Below are 15,042 nucleotides of genomic sequence, written 5' to 3' on the forward strand. Positions count from 1 at the left end.
GCTGAATGCCAAAACACATACAGGCCGTGGCTTGTAGCTGAATTTAGGGTGCTTTTGAGGTGTCGCCAAGACGGCTCAGATGGCGTCTCAGGGCTTACAGCGTGGGTGTTGGCAGATGTATCAGAAGGTGGACTATGCGGCGGGGTGCGCTTGAGTCTGCGCCAGCCTTCAATGCCGAGAGGTTGGATCAATGACGGGTTGCCCTGATGAACGTCAGGTGCCAGTGGATACGCCGTGTAGGCGTGCCTTAATCCCATCTCTCCTACGTATGTGACAATTAAATTAGAGGCCCTACTTATTGCGGCTGCCAGGGAGGCATTGCACCTCCCACGCAAGTGCGCTGCTTATGCTTCTACGGGCACCACTGCCTGCCGAACCCGCTGCACAGTGTTCGTACTGCACCCCAGCAGGCCCGCGACTTTGCGAATCGACTTACCTTCTTTCAACAGCTCAGTGATGTGCGAGTGCAGCGCCTCGTTAGTTGCGCGTCCTTTATAGGCGCCACCAGCCTTGGCCTTCTCGATGCCCTGTGCTTGACGGCGGCGGCGATCCTCGTAGTCCTTGCGGGCGACAGCGGCGAGCATGTCCAGCAGCATTGCATTCACCGCGCCCAGCATGCGGGTAGTGAAGTCGTCGGCACCTGCACCGGCAGCCATAGCGCCGTGACTTGTTGGTAGGTCCAGGGCAACCACAAGTACGCCCTTGGCGGTCAACTCGGCGCGTAGGGCTTGCCAGTCCGCCTCGGTTAGTCGTGATAGCCGGTCAACCTGTTCAACCAGCAACACGTCACCCGGCTCGCAGTCAGCCAGCAGGCGCATCAGCTCAGGCCGTTGCAGGGTGGCACCGCTCTCATTCTCCGTGTAATAGCTAGCGATGCGTTGGCCGTGTTGGTCAGCGAATGCCTTGATGTCCGCTCGGGCACGGCTGGCATCTTGCTCATTGGTGGAAGCGCGGAGGTAGGCACGGATCATCATGGCGAAGTCTCTGTAGCGGTTTAGGTGTAGCGATGATGCGTGTAGCGATTGAAGTGGTCAAGCTGAAATAACGCTACGGACCATTCGACCCGACAAGAGGTAGTGATTGAGGTATACCTAATTCGCTACATGGTGACGAGCGCGGCTAGCCATCTAGCCGCGCCACGCGCCTTACTTCCTCTTCTTAGGTGGAGGAGACTTAGGCTTGGGCTTATCAGTTTCTTTCACCGACTCTCTAGGATTGCGCTTCGCTTCACCCTCAGTAATGTATTCCCCAGTCACCGCATCACGATATCTCGTAGGCATAACTACTCCTTGCTAGCTCATCGCCACATTGCGACACCTCTCAAGGTAGTCTATATCGCTGGAGACGCAGTGAACCCCCCGGCGCTTGGAACCACTGGCGTGCTACAGAGGGCCTACGGGGGAAAGGGACGTGATGGTATCGGAGAGACCCACGCGAATGAGTGACCTAAATTTTAGGTCGTCAGCGATACGAAAGATGGAGAGTTAAAACAATGTATAATCGGACCGAAGTAAAGTTGCTCGCAAGCTGAAGAGACTATTAAGCTCTTCCGCATTTTGCCCTAGAATTATTTTCGAGAGGTTACAGCCCACGATGTCGAGCGAGAACATGTACATCCTTCTGTTGAGCTTGACTTCAAGCCTGCCGATAGGCGTGATAGCAGGGCTTTATTCAGGACTGATTATCACTAGGTACTCAAGGTTCACGAGTCTCAGGAGCGAAGCTATTCGTATAGTGCGCACTATAGACTACATGGCCAGTAACAATAACTTAGTCATAACGCGTACTGAAGAACTACCCAAATTATTTTTAATCGTTAGTGACTTGCTATCTCTAAAACATCGTAAGGCTGCGGAAACTCTTTCTACGTTAAACGCGGCAATCTTGGAGAGCAACGCTTTAGCGGAACGAGGACAGATTACATCCGGCGTATACGACCAACGCTATCTTCATTGGCAAAAGATGATTCGGGAAATGTCCCCCAACAAGGCGATTATCTTCTCAATCAAATCCTGGCATCTATAGCACTCTAGGTATGGGTGGCTTATCACCAAACGGCAGTGAAATGGGGCACACGCCCGCTGCGCCCGGTGTGCCCATTTGAACGGATCACCGCCGAAGTGCCCGTATTCATTGGTCCACGCCGAAATCCCTTGTCCAGTCTCTGAATGGCCGGTCACTTCCCGTTGACCAGTGCAGTACATGTGGGAGCAAGCCCCCTCCCACATTTTTTAATCTGCGCTGGGCTTGGGTTGTTCGTACCTTGCATTAAAGGCCTGGATGAAGCCATTGCGCAGAATCGCCAAAAACGCGGAGAACGCGCTGATATCTTGCTGATGCACACTGCCACTGAGTTCCACGCGGGTCGCAAACTGGTTTTTGTTCTGGTTTTTCAGCACGGTCTCGCTGGCACCGACCACCGCTTCCCAGATCGAGCGGAAGATATTTTTATCTTTATTTTCAACGTCCTGCTGCCAGTCGAAGACTTCCACGTCACGCAGCAGCGGTTTGATGTAACCGCGCAATTGGCCTTTTTCAGCCTGGGCTTCGATCACCACATCGCCGGTGCCGGCCTTGAAGTCGAACTTGCCATAGGCAGAGGCGAAATCATTCATGCGTTTGAGCTGCAAGTCTTTGGCACGGAAGCGGAATTCGAAGTCCTCGAAATTGCTCAGCGGATCAAAGGTCGCGGTGGCCTCCAGCGGTGCCTGCCCCTGCAGCAGGGCTTTGCCTTCAAAGCTGGCGTCGCGCTTGCCTTTGACATCGACCACGTTGGTCAGGTTGTAGAGGCTGGCGTTGACGGAGGTCGCCTTGATATTGACCGGCGGCTTGGAGCTGAAGTTGTGGAACGCGATCTTGCCGTCCTGGATACGTACTTCGTTCAGGGTGATCGGCAGCAGCTTGCTCAACTGGGCCCGCCAGTCGGTGCCCTTACCAGTCTGGGAGGCCTGTTTGTTGGCGCCGCCGTCGACGAAGTTCAGTTCGGGCTGGATGAATTGCACCTCGGCCACCACCGCATGGTCGTACCACAGCGAGTGCCAGCTTACCGACAGGTCGATCAGCGGCGCCTTGACGAACGGTACCGGCACTTTGCCGTCCACCTTGACGATCTGCAGGCCATTGATCTTATAGGCGCCGCGCCACAGGGCCAGGTCCACGTCCGTGACTTGGCCACGGTAGTCGCCCATGTCGGCGAGCTTGTCATTGAGGTAGTTACGCACCAGGTAGGGCAGGGCCAGATCCAGGGCAACCAGCAGCACCACCAGCCCGGCGATGGTCCATAACGGCCAACTGTAACGACGTTTCATGGGGCAGTCCTCCTTGCTTGTAGGAAATTGACTGTTCTGATGAACGCAACGTTCCACTGTCTGGACGCCTAGGAGTACGAGGCATACCCTTGGGGCCTTTCCAAAAGCCTCGAAATAGGATCCGTCATGAGCCGTATTTTCGCAGACAACGCGCATTCCATCGGTAACACGCCCCTGGTTCAGATCAATCGCATCGCACCGCGTGGCGTGACTATCCTGGCCAAGATCGAAGGGCGTAACCCCAGCTATTCGGTGAAGTGCCGTATTGGTGCGAGCATGATCTGGGATGCGGAAAGCAGCGGTAAGCTCAAGCCGGGCATGACAATCGTCGAGCCTACTTCCGGCAATACCGGGATCGGCCTGGCGTTTGTCGCCGCTGCCCGTGGCTATAAATTGCTATTGACCATGCCGGCGTCCATGAGCCTCGAGCGCCGTAAAGTGCTCAAGGCCCTCGGCGCCGAGATGGTGCTGACCGAGCCGGCCAAGGGCATGAAGGGCGCCATCGACAAGGCCGGTGAAATCGCCGCCAGCGACCCGGCCACTTACTTTATGCCGGCCCAGTTTGATAACCCGGCAAACCCTGCGATCCACGAGAAAACCACCGGCCCGGAAATCTGGAACGACACCGATGGCGCTGTGGACGTGCTAGTAGCGGGCGTGGGCACCGGCGGCACGATCACTGGTGTTTCGCGTTATATCAAGAACACGGCGGGCAAGCCGATCCTGTCGGTGGCCGTCGAGCCGATGGTGTCCCCGGTGATCACCCAGGCGTTGGCTGGTGAAGAGATCAAGCCCAGCCCGCACAAGATCCAGGGCATCGGCGCCGGTTTTGTGCCGAAGAACCTCGACTTGTCGATGGTTGACCGCGTGGAGCTGGCGACCGACGAAGAATCCAAGGCCATGGCGCTGCGGCTGATGCAGGAAGAGGGCATTTTGTGCGGTATCTCCTGCGGGGCCGCCATGGCCGTGGCGGTGCGTCTGGCCGAAAAGCCGGAAATGCAGGGCAAGACCATCGTAGTGATCCTGCCGGATTCCGGTGAGCGTTACCTGTCGAGCATGTTGTTCAGTGACCTGTTTACCGACCAGGAAAACCAGGCCTGACGTACTGTGGCGAGGGAGCAAGCTCCCTCGCCATAAGAGTTGATGTAGGTCAGCCAGATGGCGTAGGCCTTCTGCATAATGCTCCAAGTGTTTATCATGGCCGGCTGTTACGTCTGGTTTCCCGTCGACGGAAGTTTGCCGGCCAGGCGCTTATTTCCAGGAGTTGCTGCATGACCTTTTCTTTGGCCGCCAAACTGTCGGTGTTGCTGCTGTTTATCGGCAGCACCCTGTATGTGCACCTGCGTGGCAAGGCCCGTTTGCCGATGCTGCGCCAGTTCGTCAACCATTCGGCGCTGTTCGCCCCTTATAACGCCTTGATGTACCTGTTCTCCGCGGTACCGTCCAAGCCGTACCTGGACCGCAGCAAGTTCCCGGAACTGGACGTGCTCAAGGACAACTGGGAAGTGATCCGCGAAGAGGCCATGCACCTGTTCGACGAGGGTTACATCCGCGCTGCCGAAAAGAACAACGACGCCGGCTTCGGTTCGTTCTTCAAGAAAGGCTGGAAGCGCTTCTACCTCAAGTGGTACGACAAGCCGCTGCCATCGGCCGAGGCCCTGTGCCCCAAGACCGTGGCCCTGGTGAGCAGCATCCCTAACGTCAAGGGCGCGATGTTCGCGCTGTTGCCGGGCGGCAGCCACCTCAACCCGCACCGCGATCCGTTTGCCGGTTCCCTGCGTTATCACCTGGGGCTGTCTACGCCGAACTCCGACGACTGCCGTATCTTCGTCGACGGCCAGGTCTACGCCTGGCGCGACGGTGAAGACGTGATGTTCGACGAAACCTACGTGCATTGGGTGAAGAACGAAACCGAGCACACCCGTGTGATCCTGTTCTGCGACATCGAGCGCCCGTTGAGCAACCGCGTGATGACCCGTATCAACCGCTGGGTCAGCAAGCAACTGGGCCGCGCTACGGCACCGCAGAACCTTGACGACGAACGCGTGGGCGGCATCAACCAAGCGTATGCCTGGAGCAAGACCTTCAGCGACAAGTTCAGTGGCAAGGTCAAGCAGTGGAAGCGCAAGCATCCCAAGGCTTACCGCATTGCGCGGCCGGTGCTGGCGGTAGTCGTCTTGGTACTGCTGTGGAAGTGGTTGTTCGGCTGATTTGAAATGCGGTCAAAACTGTGGGAGGGGGCTTGCTCCCGATGGCGGTGTGTCAGGTTGAACATCTTTACCTGATCCACCGCCATCGGGAGCAAGCCCCCTCCCACATTGGTTTTGCAGTGTTGCTTATGACGCGATCAGTTGGCGCAGCACATAGTGCAGAATCCCGCCCGCCTTGAAGTATTCCACTTCATTCAAAGTATCAATCCGGCACAGCACCTCAACCTTCTCGCTGCTGCCATCTTCGCGGGTAATCACCAGCGTCAGGTTCATCCGCGGTTCGATCTCGGCATCGGTCAGCCCGAGGATATCGATCTTCTCCTTACCGGTGAGCTTGAGCGTCTTGCGGTTCTGGTCCAGCTTGAACTGCAGCGGCAACACGCCCATGCCCACCAGGTTGGAGCGGTGGATACGCTCGAAACTCTCGGCGATCACTGCCTTGACCCCCAGCAGGTTGGTGCCCTTGGCCGCCCAGTCGCGGCTGGAGCCGGTGCCGTATTCCTGGCCGGCGACTACCACTAGCGGCGTGCCTGAAGCCTGATACTTCATCGATGCATCGTAGATCGCCATCTTCTCGCCGGTGGGGATATACAGCGTGTTGCCGCCTTCCTCGCCGCCGAGCATTTCATTGCGGATACGGATATTGGCGAAGGTGCCGCGCATCATCACTTCATGGTTGCCCCGGCGCGAGCCGTAGGAGTTGAAGTCACGCGGCTCTACGCCCTGCTCGCGCAGGTAGCGCCCGGCCGGGCTGTCGGTCTTGATATTGCCGGCAGGGGAGATGTGGTCGGTGGTCACCGAATCCCCCAGCAGGGCCAGCACGTTGGCGCCGTTGACGTCCTTGATCACCGGCAGCGGGCCGGAAATGTCGTCGAAGAACGGTGGGTGCTGAATATAGGTGGAGTCCTTCTGCCACACGTAAGTCGCGGCCTGCGGCACTTCGATCGCCTGCCACTGCTCGTCACCGGCAAACACCTCGGCGTATTCCTTGTGGAACATGCTGGTGCTGACCTGCGCCACCGCGTCGGCGATTTCCTGGCTGCTGGGCCAGATGTCCTTCAGGTACACCGGCTTGCCGTGCTGGTCGTTGCCCAGCGGCTCGCTGCTGATGTCGATGCGCACGGTGCCGGCCAACGCGTAAGCGACGACTAGGGGCGGCGAAGCCAGCCAGTTGGTTTTCACCAGTGGGTGCACGCGGCCTTCGAAGTTGCGGTTACCCGACAGCACCGAGGCCACGGCGAGGTCGGCCTTCTGGATGGCTTTTTCGATAGGTTCGGGCAACGGCCCGGAGTTACCGATACAGGTGGTGCAGCCATAGCCCACCAGGTCGAAGCCGAGCTTGTCCAGGTACTGGGTGAGGCCCGCGGCTTTGTAATAGTCGGTGACCACCTTGGAGCCTGGAGCCAGGGAGGTTTTCACCCACGGCTTGCGGGTCAGGCCTTTTTCCACGGCTTTTTTCGCCACCAGCCCGGCAGCCATCATCACGCTGGGGTTGGAGGTATTGGTGCAGGAAGTAATCGCGGCGATCACCACGGCGCCGTTTTTCAGGCGGTAGGTTTGGCCGTCGTACTCATAGTCCGTTTCACCGACCAGATCGGCATTGCCCACGGCGACACCGCCACCGCCTTCGCTTTCCAGGCGTCCCTCTTCCTTGCTGGTGGGTTTGAATTGCAGGTCGAGGAAGTCACTGAACGCTTGGCCGACATTCGGCAGGGATACACGGTCTTGCGGGCGTTTGGGCCCGGCGAGGCTGGCTTCGACGCTGCCCATGTCCAGGGCCAGGGTGTCGGTGAACACAGGCTCCTGGCCGGCGTTGCGCCACAGGCCCTGGGCCTTGGTGTAGGCCTCCACCAGTTTGACCGTTTCCGCCGGGCGGCCGGACAGGCGCAGGTAGTCCAGGGTCACCTCATCTACCGGGAAAAAACCGCAGGTGGCGCCGTACTCCGGGGCCATGTTGGCGATGGTGGCGCGGTCGGCCAGTGGCAGATCGGCGAGGCCGTCGCCATAGAACTCGACGAATTTACCCACCACGCCTTTCTTGCGCAGCATTTGCGTGACGGTCAGCACCAGGTCGGTGGCGGTGATGCCTTCCTTGAGTTTGCCGGTGAGCTTGAAGCCGATCACTTCCGGGATCAGCATCGACACGGGCTGGCCGAGCATTGCCGCTTCGGCTTCGATGCCGCCTACGCCCCAGCCAAGTACGCCGAGGCCGTTGATCATGGTGGTGTGGGAGTCGGTGCCGACCAGGGTGTCGGGGAAGGCATAGGTGCGGCCGTCTTCATCCTTGGTCCACACCGTTCGGCCCAGGTATTCGAGGTTGACCTGATGGCAGATGCCGGTGCCCGGCGGTACCACGCTGAAGTTGTCGAAGGCGCTCTGGCCCCAGCGCAGGAAGGCGTAACGTTCGCCGTTGCGCTGCATCTCGATGTCGACGTTCTGCTCAAAGGCGCTGGTGGTGCCGAACTTGTCGACCATTACCGAGTGGTCGATCACCAGGTCCACCGGCGACAGCGGGTTGATGCGCTGCGGGTCACCGCCGGCCTTGGCCATGGCGGCGCGCATGGCGGCCAGGTCGACCACGGCGGGCACCCCGGTAAAGTCCTGCATCAGCACGCGGGCGGGGCGATACTGGATCTCGCGGTCAGACTGGCGCTCTTTGAGCCAGGCGGCGATGGCCTTGAGGTCGGTGCCGGTGACGGTCTTGTCATCTTCCCAGCGCAGCAGGTTTTCCAGCAGCACCTTGAGGGACATCGGCAACTTATCCAGGTCGCCCAGGCTCTTGGCGGCTTCGGGCAAGCTGAAGTAGTGGTAGGTCTTACTGTCTATTTCCAGGGTTTTAAGGGTTCTCAGGCTATCAAGGGATGACATTACATGACTCCTTATGGTCCGCACGGCTACGGACCTGACGGGACGAACAGAGCTATCACGTTAGCGCTGTTTTCAATAGCAAGCTAATAACTGGACTCTATCGCCGAGCCCAAGGTTCCGAACTCGGCTATCATGCGCGCGTTTTCATGACAGGCATTGCGATAGCGCAAGGTCAGTTGATTCACCAGGAGAGTTGATGAACACCCTTTTTATGCACTGCCGCCCGGGTTTTGAAGGCGAAGTCTGTTCCGAGATCGCGGAACACGCCGCGCGCCTGAACGTTTCCGGCTACGCCAAGGCCAAGACCGGCAGCGCCTGCGCCGAATTTGTCTGCACCGAAGAAGACGGCGCCCAGCGCCTGATGCACGGCCAGCGCTTTGCCGAGCTGATCTTCCCAAGGCAGTGGGCGCGCGGGGTATTTATCGACCTGCCGGAAACCGACCGCATCAGCGTGATCCTCGCCCACCTGCGTGAATTCCCGGTGTGCGGCAGCCTGTGGCTGGAGATGGTCGACACCAACGACGGCAAGGAACTGTCGAATTTCTGCAAGAAATTCGAAGTGCACCTGCGCAAAGCGTTGCTCAACGCTGGCAAGCTGGTGGACGACCCGAGCAAGCCGCGGCTGCTGCTGACCTTCAAGAGCGGCCGCGAAGTGTTCATGGGCCTGGCCGAGTCGAACAACTCGGCAATGTGGCCGATGGGCATCCCGCGCCTGAAGTTCCCGCGTGACGCGCCCAGCCGCTCGACCCTGAAGCTGGAAGAGGCCTGGCATCACTTCATCCCCCGTGACCAGTGGGACGAGCGCCTGCACGGCGACATGACTGGCGTCGACCTCGGTGCTGCGCCGGGCGGCTGGACCTGGCAACTGGTCAACCGTGGCATGCTGGTGACCGCCATCGACAACGGCCCTATGGCTGAAAGCCTGATGGACACCGGCCTGGTGCAGCACTTGATGGCCGACGGCTTCACCTTCGTGCCCAAGCAACCGGTGGACTGGATGGTCTGCGACATCGTCGAGAAGCCCGCGCGCAACGCGGCGTTGCTGGAAACCTGGATCGGCGAGGGGCATTGCCGCGAGGCGGTGGTCAACCTGAAGCTGCCGATGAAACAGCGTTACGCCGAGGTGAAGCGCCTGCTGGAGCGGATCGAGGACGGTTTCAAGGAGCGCGGCATTCGCGTGGAAATCGGCTGCAAGCAGCTGTACCACGACCGTGAAGAAGTGACCTGCCACTTGCGTCGGCTGGTGGATGTGAAGAAATCTAAAGGCCGATGAGACCGAATGTGGGAGCGGGCTTGCTCGCGAAAGCGGTATAACAGTCGAAATTTATGGTAAATGTGCCCGCGTCTTCGCGAGCAAGTCGAATCGTCGCACCGCCGCTCCCACATTTTTGAGCGGAGCCAGTTTCAGGAGTGAAGTATGAGAGTTGATTTGCCCGTAGACGGCACCCTCGACGCCACCGGCCTCCACTGCCCGGAACCGGTGATGATGCTGCACCAACACATCCGTGACCTGCCGGCGGGCGGCCTGCTCAAGGTGATCGCCACCGACCCGTCGACCCGCCGTGACATCCCCAAGTTCTGCGTGTTCCTTGACCACGAACTGGTGGACCAGCAGGAGCAGGCCGGTACCTACCTGTACTGGATCCGCAAGAAGCTCGATTAACCCTGCGCCTTGTCTGCGCGAATGCGTCGGCGTGCACTGCGCGCCAGGCGCACCAGCAACATCCCCGCCGCACAGCTCAAGCCGACGATCAGCCCTTGCCACAAGCCGCTCGGGCCGCTGGGCTCGCCAAGCCAGTTGGTCAGGCCCAGGGCGTAACCCACCGGCAACCCCACGCCCCAATACGCAAACAAGGTCAGCACCATGGTCACCCGGGTGTCCTGGTAGCCGCGCAGTGCGCCGGCGGCGGTGACCTGGATCGAGTCGGAGAACTGGAACAGCGCCGAGAACACAATCAACATCGATGCCAGGTGGATCACTACGGGGTCCGGCGTATAGATCGCTGCGATCTGCTCACGAAACAGCAGCATCAGGCTGCAAGACAGGCATGCATAGGCCAATGCGGTGCCCATGCCGACCCCGGCAGCGAAGCGCGCTTCACGGGGTTCGCCACGGCCCAGGGCTTGGCCTACGCGCACCGTGACGGCCATGCTCAGGGAGTAGGGGATCATGAACACCAAGGAACTGACGTTGAGCGCGATCTGATGGCCGGAAACCACGGTAGCGCCCAGGCTACCCAGCAACAGGGCAATCACCGCGAAAATGCTCGACTCGGCGAAGATCGCCACACCAATCGGCAGGCCGATGCCCAATATGCGCTTGATCACCGTCCATTTTGGCCAGTCGAAACGCTTGAACAACTCGCTGCTCTGGTAAGCCGGGCCCCAGCGCGTCCAGCCGGCCAGGCCGAGCATCATTACCCACATTGCAATCGCCGTGGCCCAGCCGCAACCCACACCGCCCATGGCCGGCAGGCCGAGGTGGCCGTAGATGAAGATGTAGTTCAACGGAATATTCAGCGCCAGGCCGCAAAGGCCCATGACCATGCTTGGCCGCGTGCGGCCCAGGCCGTCACTGAAACAGCGCAGCACGTAATACAGCGCAATCGCTGGCATGCCCGCAGCGATGCCATGCAGGTAGCCCATGGACGGTTCGATCAGGTCGGGCTCGACCTTCATCGCATGCAGAATCGGTTCGGCGCACAGCAGCAGCAGCGCGCCGCAGAGGCCGACCACCACGGCCAACCACAACGATTGGCGCACCAACGGCCCGATCTCGGTCAGTTTGCCTGCGCCATAACGCTCGGCAACTTTCGGCGTGGTGGCCAGTAAGGTGCCGGTCATCAACAGGTACACCGGAATCCAGATCGAGTTACCCAGGCCGACCGCCGCCAGGTCCTGCGGGCTGACACGCCCGGCCATCACCGCATCGACAAAGCTCATCGCCGTGGTTGCCAGTTGGCCGATCATGATCGGCAAGGCCAGTGTCAGCAGGCCGCGCACTTCCCGGCTGATGCGGGCGGGGCGGGTTAGGGTAGCGGTGGCAGTGTTCACGTACAGGTGTCCAATCAAAAGGCAGTCGCAAGGACGGCGGATTCTACGCTTTGACGCACCGGTCAGGAAAAAACCTGTGTTGCTGATTTGTAATGCGACCGCGCAGGCAGCCCCCTCCCACATTGGATCCCCACAAGCCTGTACACTGCTGAACCGCCAAAGGAGCCTGCCATGCTGATTGTTGCCGACGAAAATATCCCGCTGCTCGATGCATTCTTCGAAGGGTTTGGCCAGATACACCGCGTGCCCGGCCGGTCCATCGACCGCGCCACCGTCGAGCAGGCCGACGTGCTGCTGGTGCGTTCGGTGACCAACGTCAACCGTGCCCTGCTCGAGGGCAGTAACGTGCGCTTTGTTGGCACCTGCACCATCGGCACCGACCACCTGGACCTCGACTACTTCAAGCAGGCCGGTATCCAGTGGTCCAGCGCGCCCGGCTGCAATGCGCGCGGGGTGGTGGACTACGTGCTTGGCAGCTTGCAGACCCTGGCCGAAATCGAAGGTGTCGAGCTTGGGCAGCGCACCTATGGCGTCGTCGGTGCCGGTGAAGTCGGCGGGCGGCTGGTCAAGGTGCTCAAGGGCCTGGGCTGGAACGTGCTGGTCTGCGACCCGCCGCGCCAGATCGCCGAAGACGGCGACTACGTCAGCCTGCAGCAGATCATCGAGCAGTGCGACGTGATCAGCTTGCACACGCCGCTGACCAAGTCCGGCAATGGCTCTACCTGGCACTTGTTGGATCGCCAGCGCCTGGAACAGCTCAAGCCCGGTACATGGCTGATCAACGCCAGCCGTGGCGCGGTGGTGGACAACGCCGCCCTGCGCGAGGTGTTGCTGGCGCGTGAAGACCTGCAAGCCGTGTTGGATGTGTGGGAAGGTGAGCCCGAGGTGGATGTCGACCTGGCTGACCTGTGCGTGCTGGCCACGCCGCACATCGCCGGCTACAGCCTCGATGGCAAACAGCGCGGCACGGCGCAGATCTACCAGGCGTTTTGCGCGCACCTGGGCCAGGAGCCGAGCATCCAACTGAGTGACTTGCTGCCAGCGCCGTGGCTGACCGAAGTGCACCTGAACGCTGCCACTGATCCAGCCTGGGCGCTGGCGACCTTGTGCCGCAGTGTCTACGACCCGCGCCGGGATGATGCGGATTTCCGTCGCAGCCTGGTGGGAACCGTGCAAGAGCAGCGCAAGGCATTCGACCTGCTGCGCAAGCACTACCCGCAGCGGCGTGAGATTGACGGCTTGAAGGTGCGGATCGATGGTGAGTCGGCGGCGTTGTCCGCTATCGTTTCGGCCCTGGGCGCTGAAGCCCTGTAAACACCGATAAAAAAACCCGGCCACCTGGGCCGGGTTTGAAAGAGCGCGGGCGTATCAGCCTTGCTGGGCAGGTTTGACCAGTCGCTGTTCCAGCTCGCTGCACGCTTGCTGGATCATCTCTTCGGTAATCTGCACTTCGCGGCCCTTGGCATCGATGTACGAGCAAGGCAACTGCTGCGGCTGGCGGATCACTTCAATTTTGGCATTGCTGCTGTCTTGCAAGGTCATGGCCTGTCTCCTCATCAGGTTGTGTACCTACTTTAAATCCCCCGCGTGACCGCGCTGTTACAGCTCCCTGCACGATCATCGGTTCGAACACCCAGTCCACCAGAAACCGGTACATATTTCCAGATGCGTCTTAGACCGATAGCCTCTAGAGGCCTGCATCGGCGGGCATAATTAACCTGACTCATTGTTATTCGGGCAAGTTCCCCCAATGTTGCAGTACAGACTCCTCATTGGTGGTGCCTTCCATGTTCTCGATCCGTCAACGCCGTGCGATTCGCCTGGCCAGCCGCTTTATTGCGCCCTATCGCTGGCAGGCGCTGGGTGCCCTGTTGGCGCTGATCGTCACCGCTGGTATTACCTTGTCCATGGGGCAGGGCATCCGCCTGCTGGTGGACCAGGGCTTCATGACCCAATCGCCGCACCTGCTCAACCAATCCATCGGCCTGTTCATGGTGCTGGTGCTGGGCCTGGCCGTGGGCACCTTCACGCGGTTTTACCTGGTGTCGTGGATTGGCGAACGGGTGGTGGCGGATATTCGTCGGCAAGTGTTCAACCACCTGATCTACCTGCACCCCGGCTTCTACGAAAACAACCGCAGTTCGGAAATCCAATCGCGGCTGACCACCGACACCACCCTGCTGCAATCGGTGATCGGCTCCTCGCTGTCATTGTTCCTGCGCAATGCCCTGATGGTCATCGGCGGTATCGTGCTGCTGTTCATCACCAACCCCAAACTCACCAGCATCGTCGTGGTGGCGCTGCCACTGGTGCTGGCGCCGATCCTGATCTTCGGGCGCCGGGTGCGCAGCCTGTCGCGTCTGAGCCAGGATCGTATCGCTGACGTCGGCAGCTATGTCGCCGAGACTTTGGGCCAGATCAAGACCGTGCAGGCCTATAACCACCAGGTGCAGGACGAGCAGCGTTTCGCGGTGACCGTGGAAGACGCCTTCACCACCGCACGTAAACGCATCTTGCAGCGCTCCTGGCTGATTACTCTGGTGATCATGCTGGTGCTCGGCGCCGTGGGTGTGATGCTGTGGGTAGGCGGCATGGACGTGATCAGCGGGCGCATTTCCGGCGGCGAGCTGGCGGCGTTTGTGTTCTACAGCCTGATTGTCGGCAGCGCCGTCGGCACCCTGAGCGAAGTACTCGGCGAGTTGCAGCGTGCTGCCGGTGCGGCTGAGCGCATCGGTGAACTGTTGCAGTCGAGCAACGATATCCAGGCGCCGGCCAAGGGCAGCGAACGCTTGCCAGAAAGGGTCAGTGGCCGCATGGAGCTGCAAGACCTGCGCTTTTCCTACCCTTCGCGACCGGACAGCTACGCCATCGATGGCTTGAACCTGACCATCAACCCCGGCGAAACCCTGGCCCTGGTAGGGCCGTCCGGTGCGGGTAAGTCGACGATTTTCGACCTATTGCTGCGCTTCTACGACCCCCAGCACGGCCGTATCTTGCTGGAAGGCCGCCCGCTGACCGAACTTGATCCCTTGGACCTGCGCCGCCAATTCGCCCTGGTGTCCCAGAGCCCGGCGCTGTTCTTCGGCAGCGTTGAGGAAAACATCCGCTACGGCAACCCGTCCGCCACCATGGCCCAGGTCGAAGCCGCCGCCCGCATCGCCCATGCCCACGACTTCATCCTGCAAATGCCAGACGGCTACCAGACCCACCTCGGCGACGGCGGCATGGGCCTCTCCGGCGGCCAGCGCCAACGCCTGGCCATCGCCCGCGCGCTGCTGGTGGATGCGCCAATCCTGCTGCTGGACGAAGCCACCAGCGCCCTCGATGCCCAGAGTGAACACTTGATCCAGCAAGCGCTGCCGCAACTGATGCAAGGGCGTACCACCTTGGTGATCGCCCATCGTCTGGCTACGGTGAAGAACGCGGACCGCATTGCCGTGATGGACCAGGGCAAGCTGGTGGCAGTGGGGACGCATCAGCAGTTGATTGCGAGCAATCCGCTGTATGCGCGGTTGGCGGCGTTGCAGTTCAGTGATGGGGTGCAAGAGCACGCTTAACGCTAAATCCCGCGCATAAAAAATGCCCGCACCTCTCAATGCGGG

The 15,042-nt window shown here is 60.2% G+C and carries 11 protein-coding genes; 6 read left to right on the forward strand and 5 right to left on the reverse strand.

The annotated features are described in order from the left end of the window. Positions 1–344: 344 nt before the first annotated feature. Positions 345–974 carry a recombinase family protein gene (locus tag FRT59_RS04270; protein WP_153870480.1) on the reverse strand — a complete coding sequence of 210 codons (630 nt, stop codon included), beginning with the start codon at positions 972–974 and terminating at the stop codon, positions 345–347. A 1,257-nt stretch (positions 975–2,231) separates the two neighbouring features. Next, complete coding sequence (locus tag FRT59_RS04275) at positions 2,232–3,308, reverse strand: DUF748 domain-containing protein (RefSeq protein ID WP_034118676.1); 1,077 nt, start codon at positions 3,306–3,308, stop codon at positions 2,232–2,234. A gap of 126 nt (positions 3,309–3,434) precedes the next feature. On the opposite strand from FRT59_RS04275, the gene cysK reads away from it, so the two are divergent. Both cysK and FRT59_RS04285 read left to right on the forward strand, forming a co-directional pair. Then, positions 3,435–4,409 (forward strand): cysteine synthase A, encoded by a 975-nt coding sequence (gene cysK / locus FRT59_RS04280; RefSeq protein ID WP_034118677.1) that lies wholly within the window; start codon positions 3,435–3,437, stop codon positions 4,407–4,409. Between the two features lie 170 nt (positions 4,410–4,579). Then, complete coding sequence (locus FRT59_RS04285; protein WP_034118678.1) at positions 4,580–5,518, forward strand: aspartyl/asparaginyl beta-hydroxylase domain-containing protein; 939 nt, start codon at positions 4,580–4,582, stop codon at positions 5,516–5,518. 126 nt (positions 5,519–5,644) lie between these two features. Here FRT59_RS04285 and acnA read toward each other — a convergent pair whose 3' ends face one another. Continuing rightward, the gene (gene acnA, locus FRT59_RS04290; RefSeq protein WP_034118679.1) at positions 5,645–8,386 is read right to left on the reverse strand and encodes an aconitate hydratase AcnA; all 2,742 of its coding nucleotides are present in this window, start codon (positions 8,384–8,386) and stop codon (positions 5,645–5,647) included. A 196-nt stretch (positions 8,387–8,582) separates the two neighbouring features. Here acnA and rlmM point away from each other — a divergent pair, with 196 nt between their 5' ends. Both rlmM and tusA read left to right on the forward strand, forming a co-directional pair. After that, entirely contained in the window at positions 8,583–9,659 is a 1,077-nt protein-coding gene (gene rlmM / locus FRT59_RS04295) for a 23S rRNA (cytidine(2498)-2'-O)-methyltransferase RlmM (RefSeq protein WP_034118680.1), read from the forward strand. A 144-nt stretch (positions 9,660–9,803) separates the two neighbouring features. Further along, positions 9,804–10,049 carry a sulfurtransferase TusA gene (gene tusA / locus FRT59_RS04300; protein ID WP_153870481.1) on the forward strand — a complete coding sequence of 82 codons (246 nt, stop codon included), beginning with the start codon at positions 9,804–9,806 and terminating at the stop codon, positions 10,047–10,049. Here the strand turns inward: tusA and FRT59_RS04305 are convergent. Further along, positions 10,046–11,440: an MATE family efflux transporter gene (locus FRT59_RS04305; RefSeq protein WP_034118682.1), complete on the reverse strand. Its 1,395-nt coding sequence runs from the start codon at positions 11,438–11,440 to the stop codon at positions 10,046–10,048. The genes tusA and FRT59_RS04305 overlap by 4 nt on opposite strands. Positions 11,441–11,611: 171 nt before the next feature. Here FRT59_RS04305 and pdxB point away from each other — a divergent pair, with 171 nt between their 5' ends. Further along, positions 11,612–12,754, forward strand: coding sequence for a 4-phosphoerythronate dehydrogenase PdxB (gene pdxB, locus FRT59_RS04310; protein WP_153870482.1), 1,143 nt, complete (start codon positions 11,612–11,614; stop codon positions 12,752–12,754). 54 nt (positions 12,755–12,808) lie between these two features. On the opposite strand, the gene FRT59_RS26940 is transcribed toward pdxB, so the two are convergent. Beyond that, entirely contained in the window at positions 12,809–12,982 is a 174-nt protein-coding gene (locus FRT59_RS26940; RefSeq protein WP_043047507.1) for a PA1571 family protein, read from the reverse strand. Between the two features lie 245 nt (positions 12,983–13,227). On the opposite strand from FRT59_RS26940, the gene FRT59_RS04315 reads away from it, so the two are divergent. Continuing rightward, entirely contained in the window at positions 13,228–14,997 is a 1,770-nt protein-coding gene (locus tag FRT59_RS04315) for an ABC transporter transmembrane domain-containing protein (RefSeq protein WP_153837744.1), read from the forward strand. Positions 14,998–15,042 lie beyond the last annotated feature (45 nt).

This window comes from Pseudomonas haemolytica, assembly GCF_009659625.1.
GTDB classification, from domain to species: domain Bacteria; phylum Pseudomonadota; class Gammaproteobacteria; order Pseudomonadales; family Pseudomonadaceae; genus Aquipseudomonas; species Aquipseudomonas haemolytica.

Coding starts and splice junctions, on each gene's coding strand:
- FRT59_RS04270 (WP_153870480.1), bottom strand. CDS start 974: ATGATGATCCGTGCCTACCTCCGCGCTTCCACCAATGAGCAAGATGCC.
- FRT59_RS04275 (WP_034118676.1), bottom strand. CDS start 3,308: ATGAAACGTCGTTACAGTTGGCCGTTATGGACCATCGCCGGGCTGGTG.
- cysK (WP_034118677.1), top strand. CDS start 3,435: ATGAGCCGTATTTTCGCAGACAACGCGCATTCCATCGGTAACACGCCC.
- FRT59_RS04285 (WP_034118678.1), top strand. CDS start 4,580: ATGACCTTTTCTTTGGCCGCCAAACTGTCGGTGTTGCTGCTGTTTATC.
- acnA (WP_034118679.1), bottom strand. CDS start 8,386: ATGTCATCCCTTGATAGCCTGAGAACCCTTAAAACCCTGGAAATAGAC.
- rlmM (WP_034118680.1), top strand. CDS start 8,583: ATGAACACCCTTTTTATGCACTGCCGCCCGGGTTTTGAAGGCGAAGTC.
- tusA (WP_153870481.1), top strand. CDS start 9,804: ATGAGAGTTGATTTGCCCGTAGACGGCACCCTCGACGCCACCGGCCTC.
- pdxB (WP_153870482.1), top strand. CDS start 11,612: ATGCTGATTGTTGCCGACGAAAATATCCCGCTGCTCGATGCATTCTTC.
- FRT59_RS26940 (WP_043047507.1), bottom strand. CDS start 12,982: ATGACCTTGCAAGACAGCAGCAATGCCAAAATTGAAGTGATCCGCCAG.
- FRT59_RS04315 (WP_153837744.1), top strand. CDS start 13,228: ATGTTCTCGATCCGTCAACGCCGTGCGATTCGCCTGGCCAGCCGCTTT.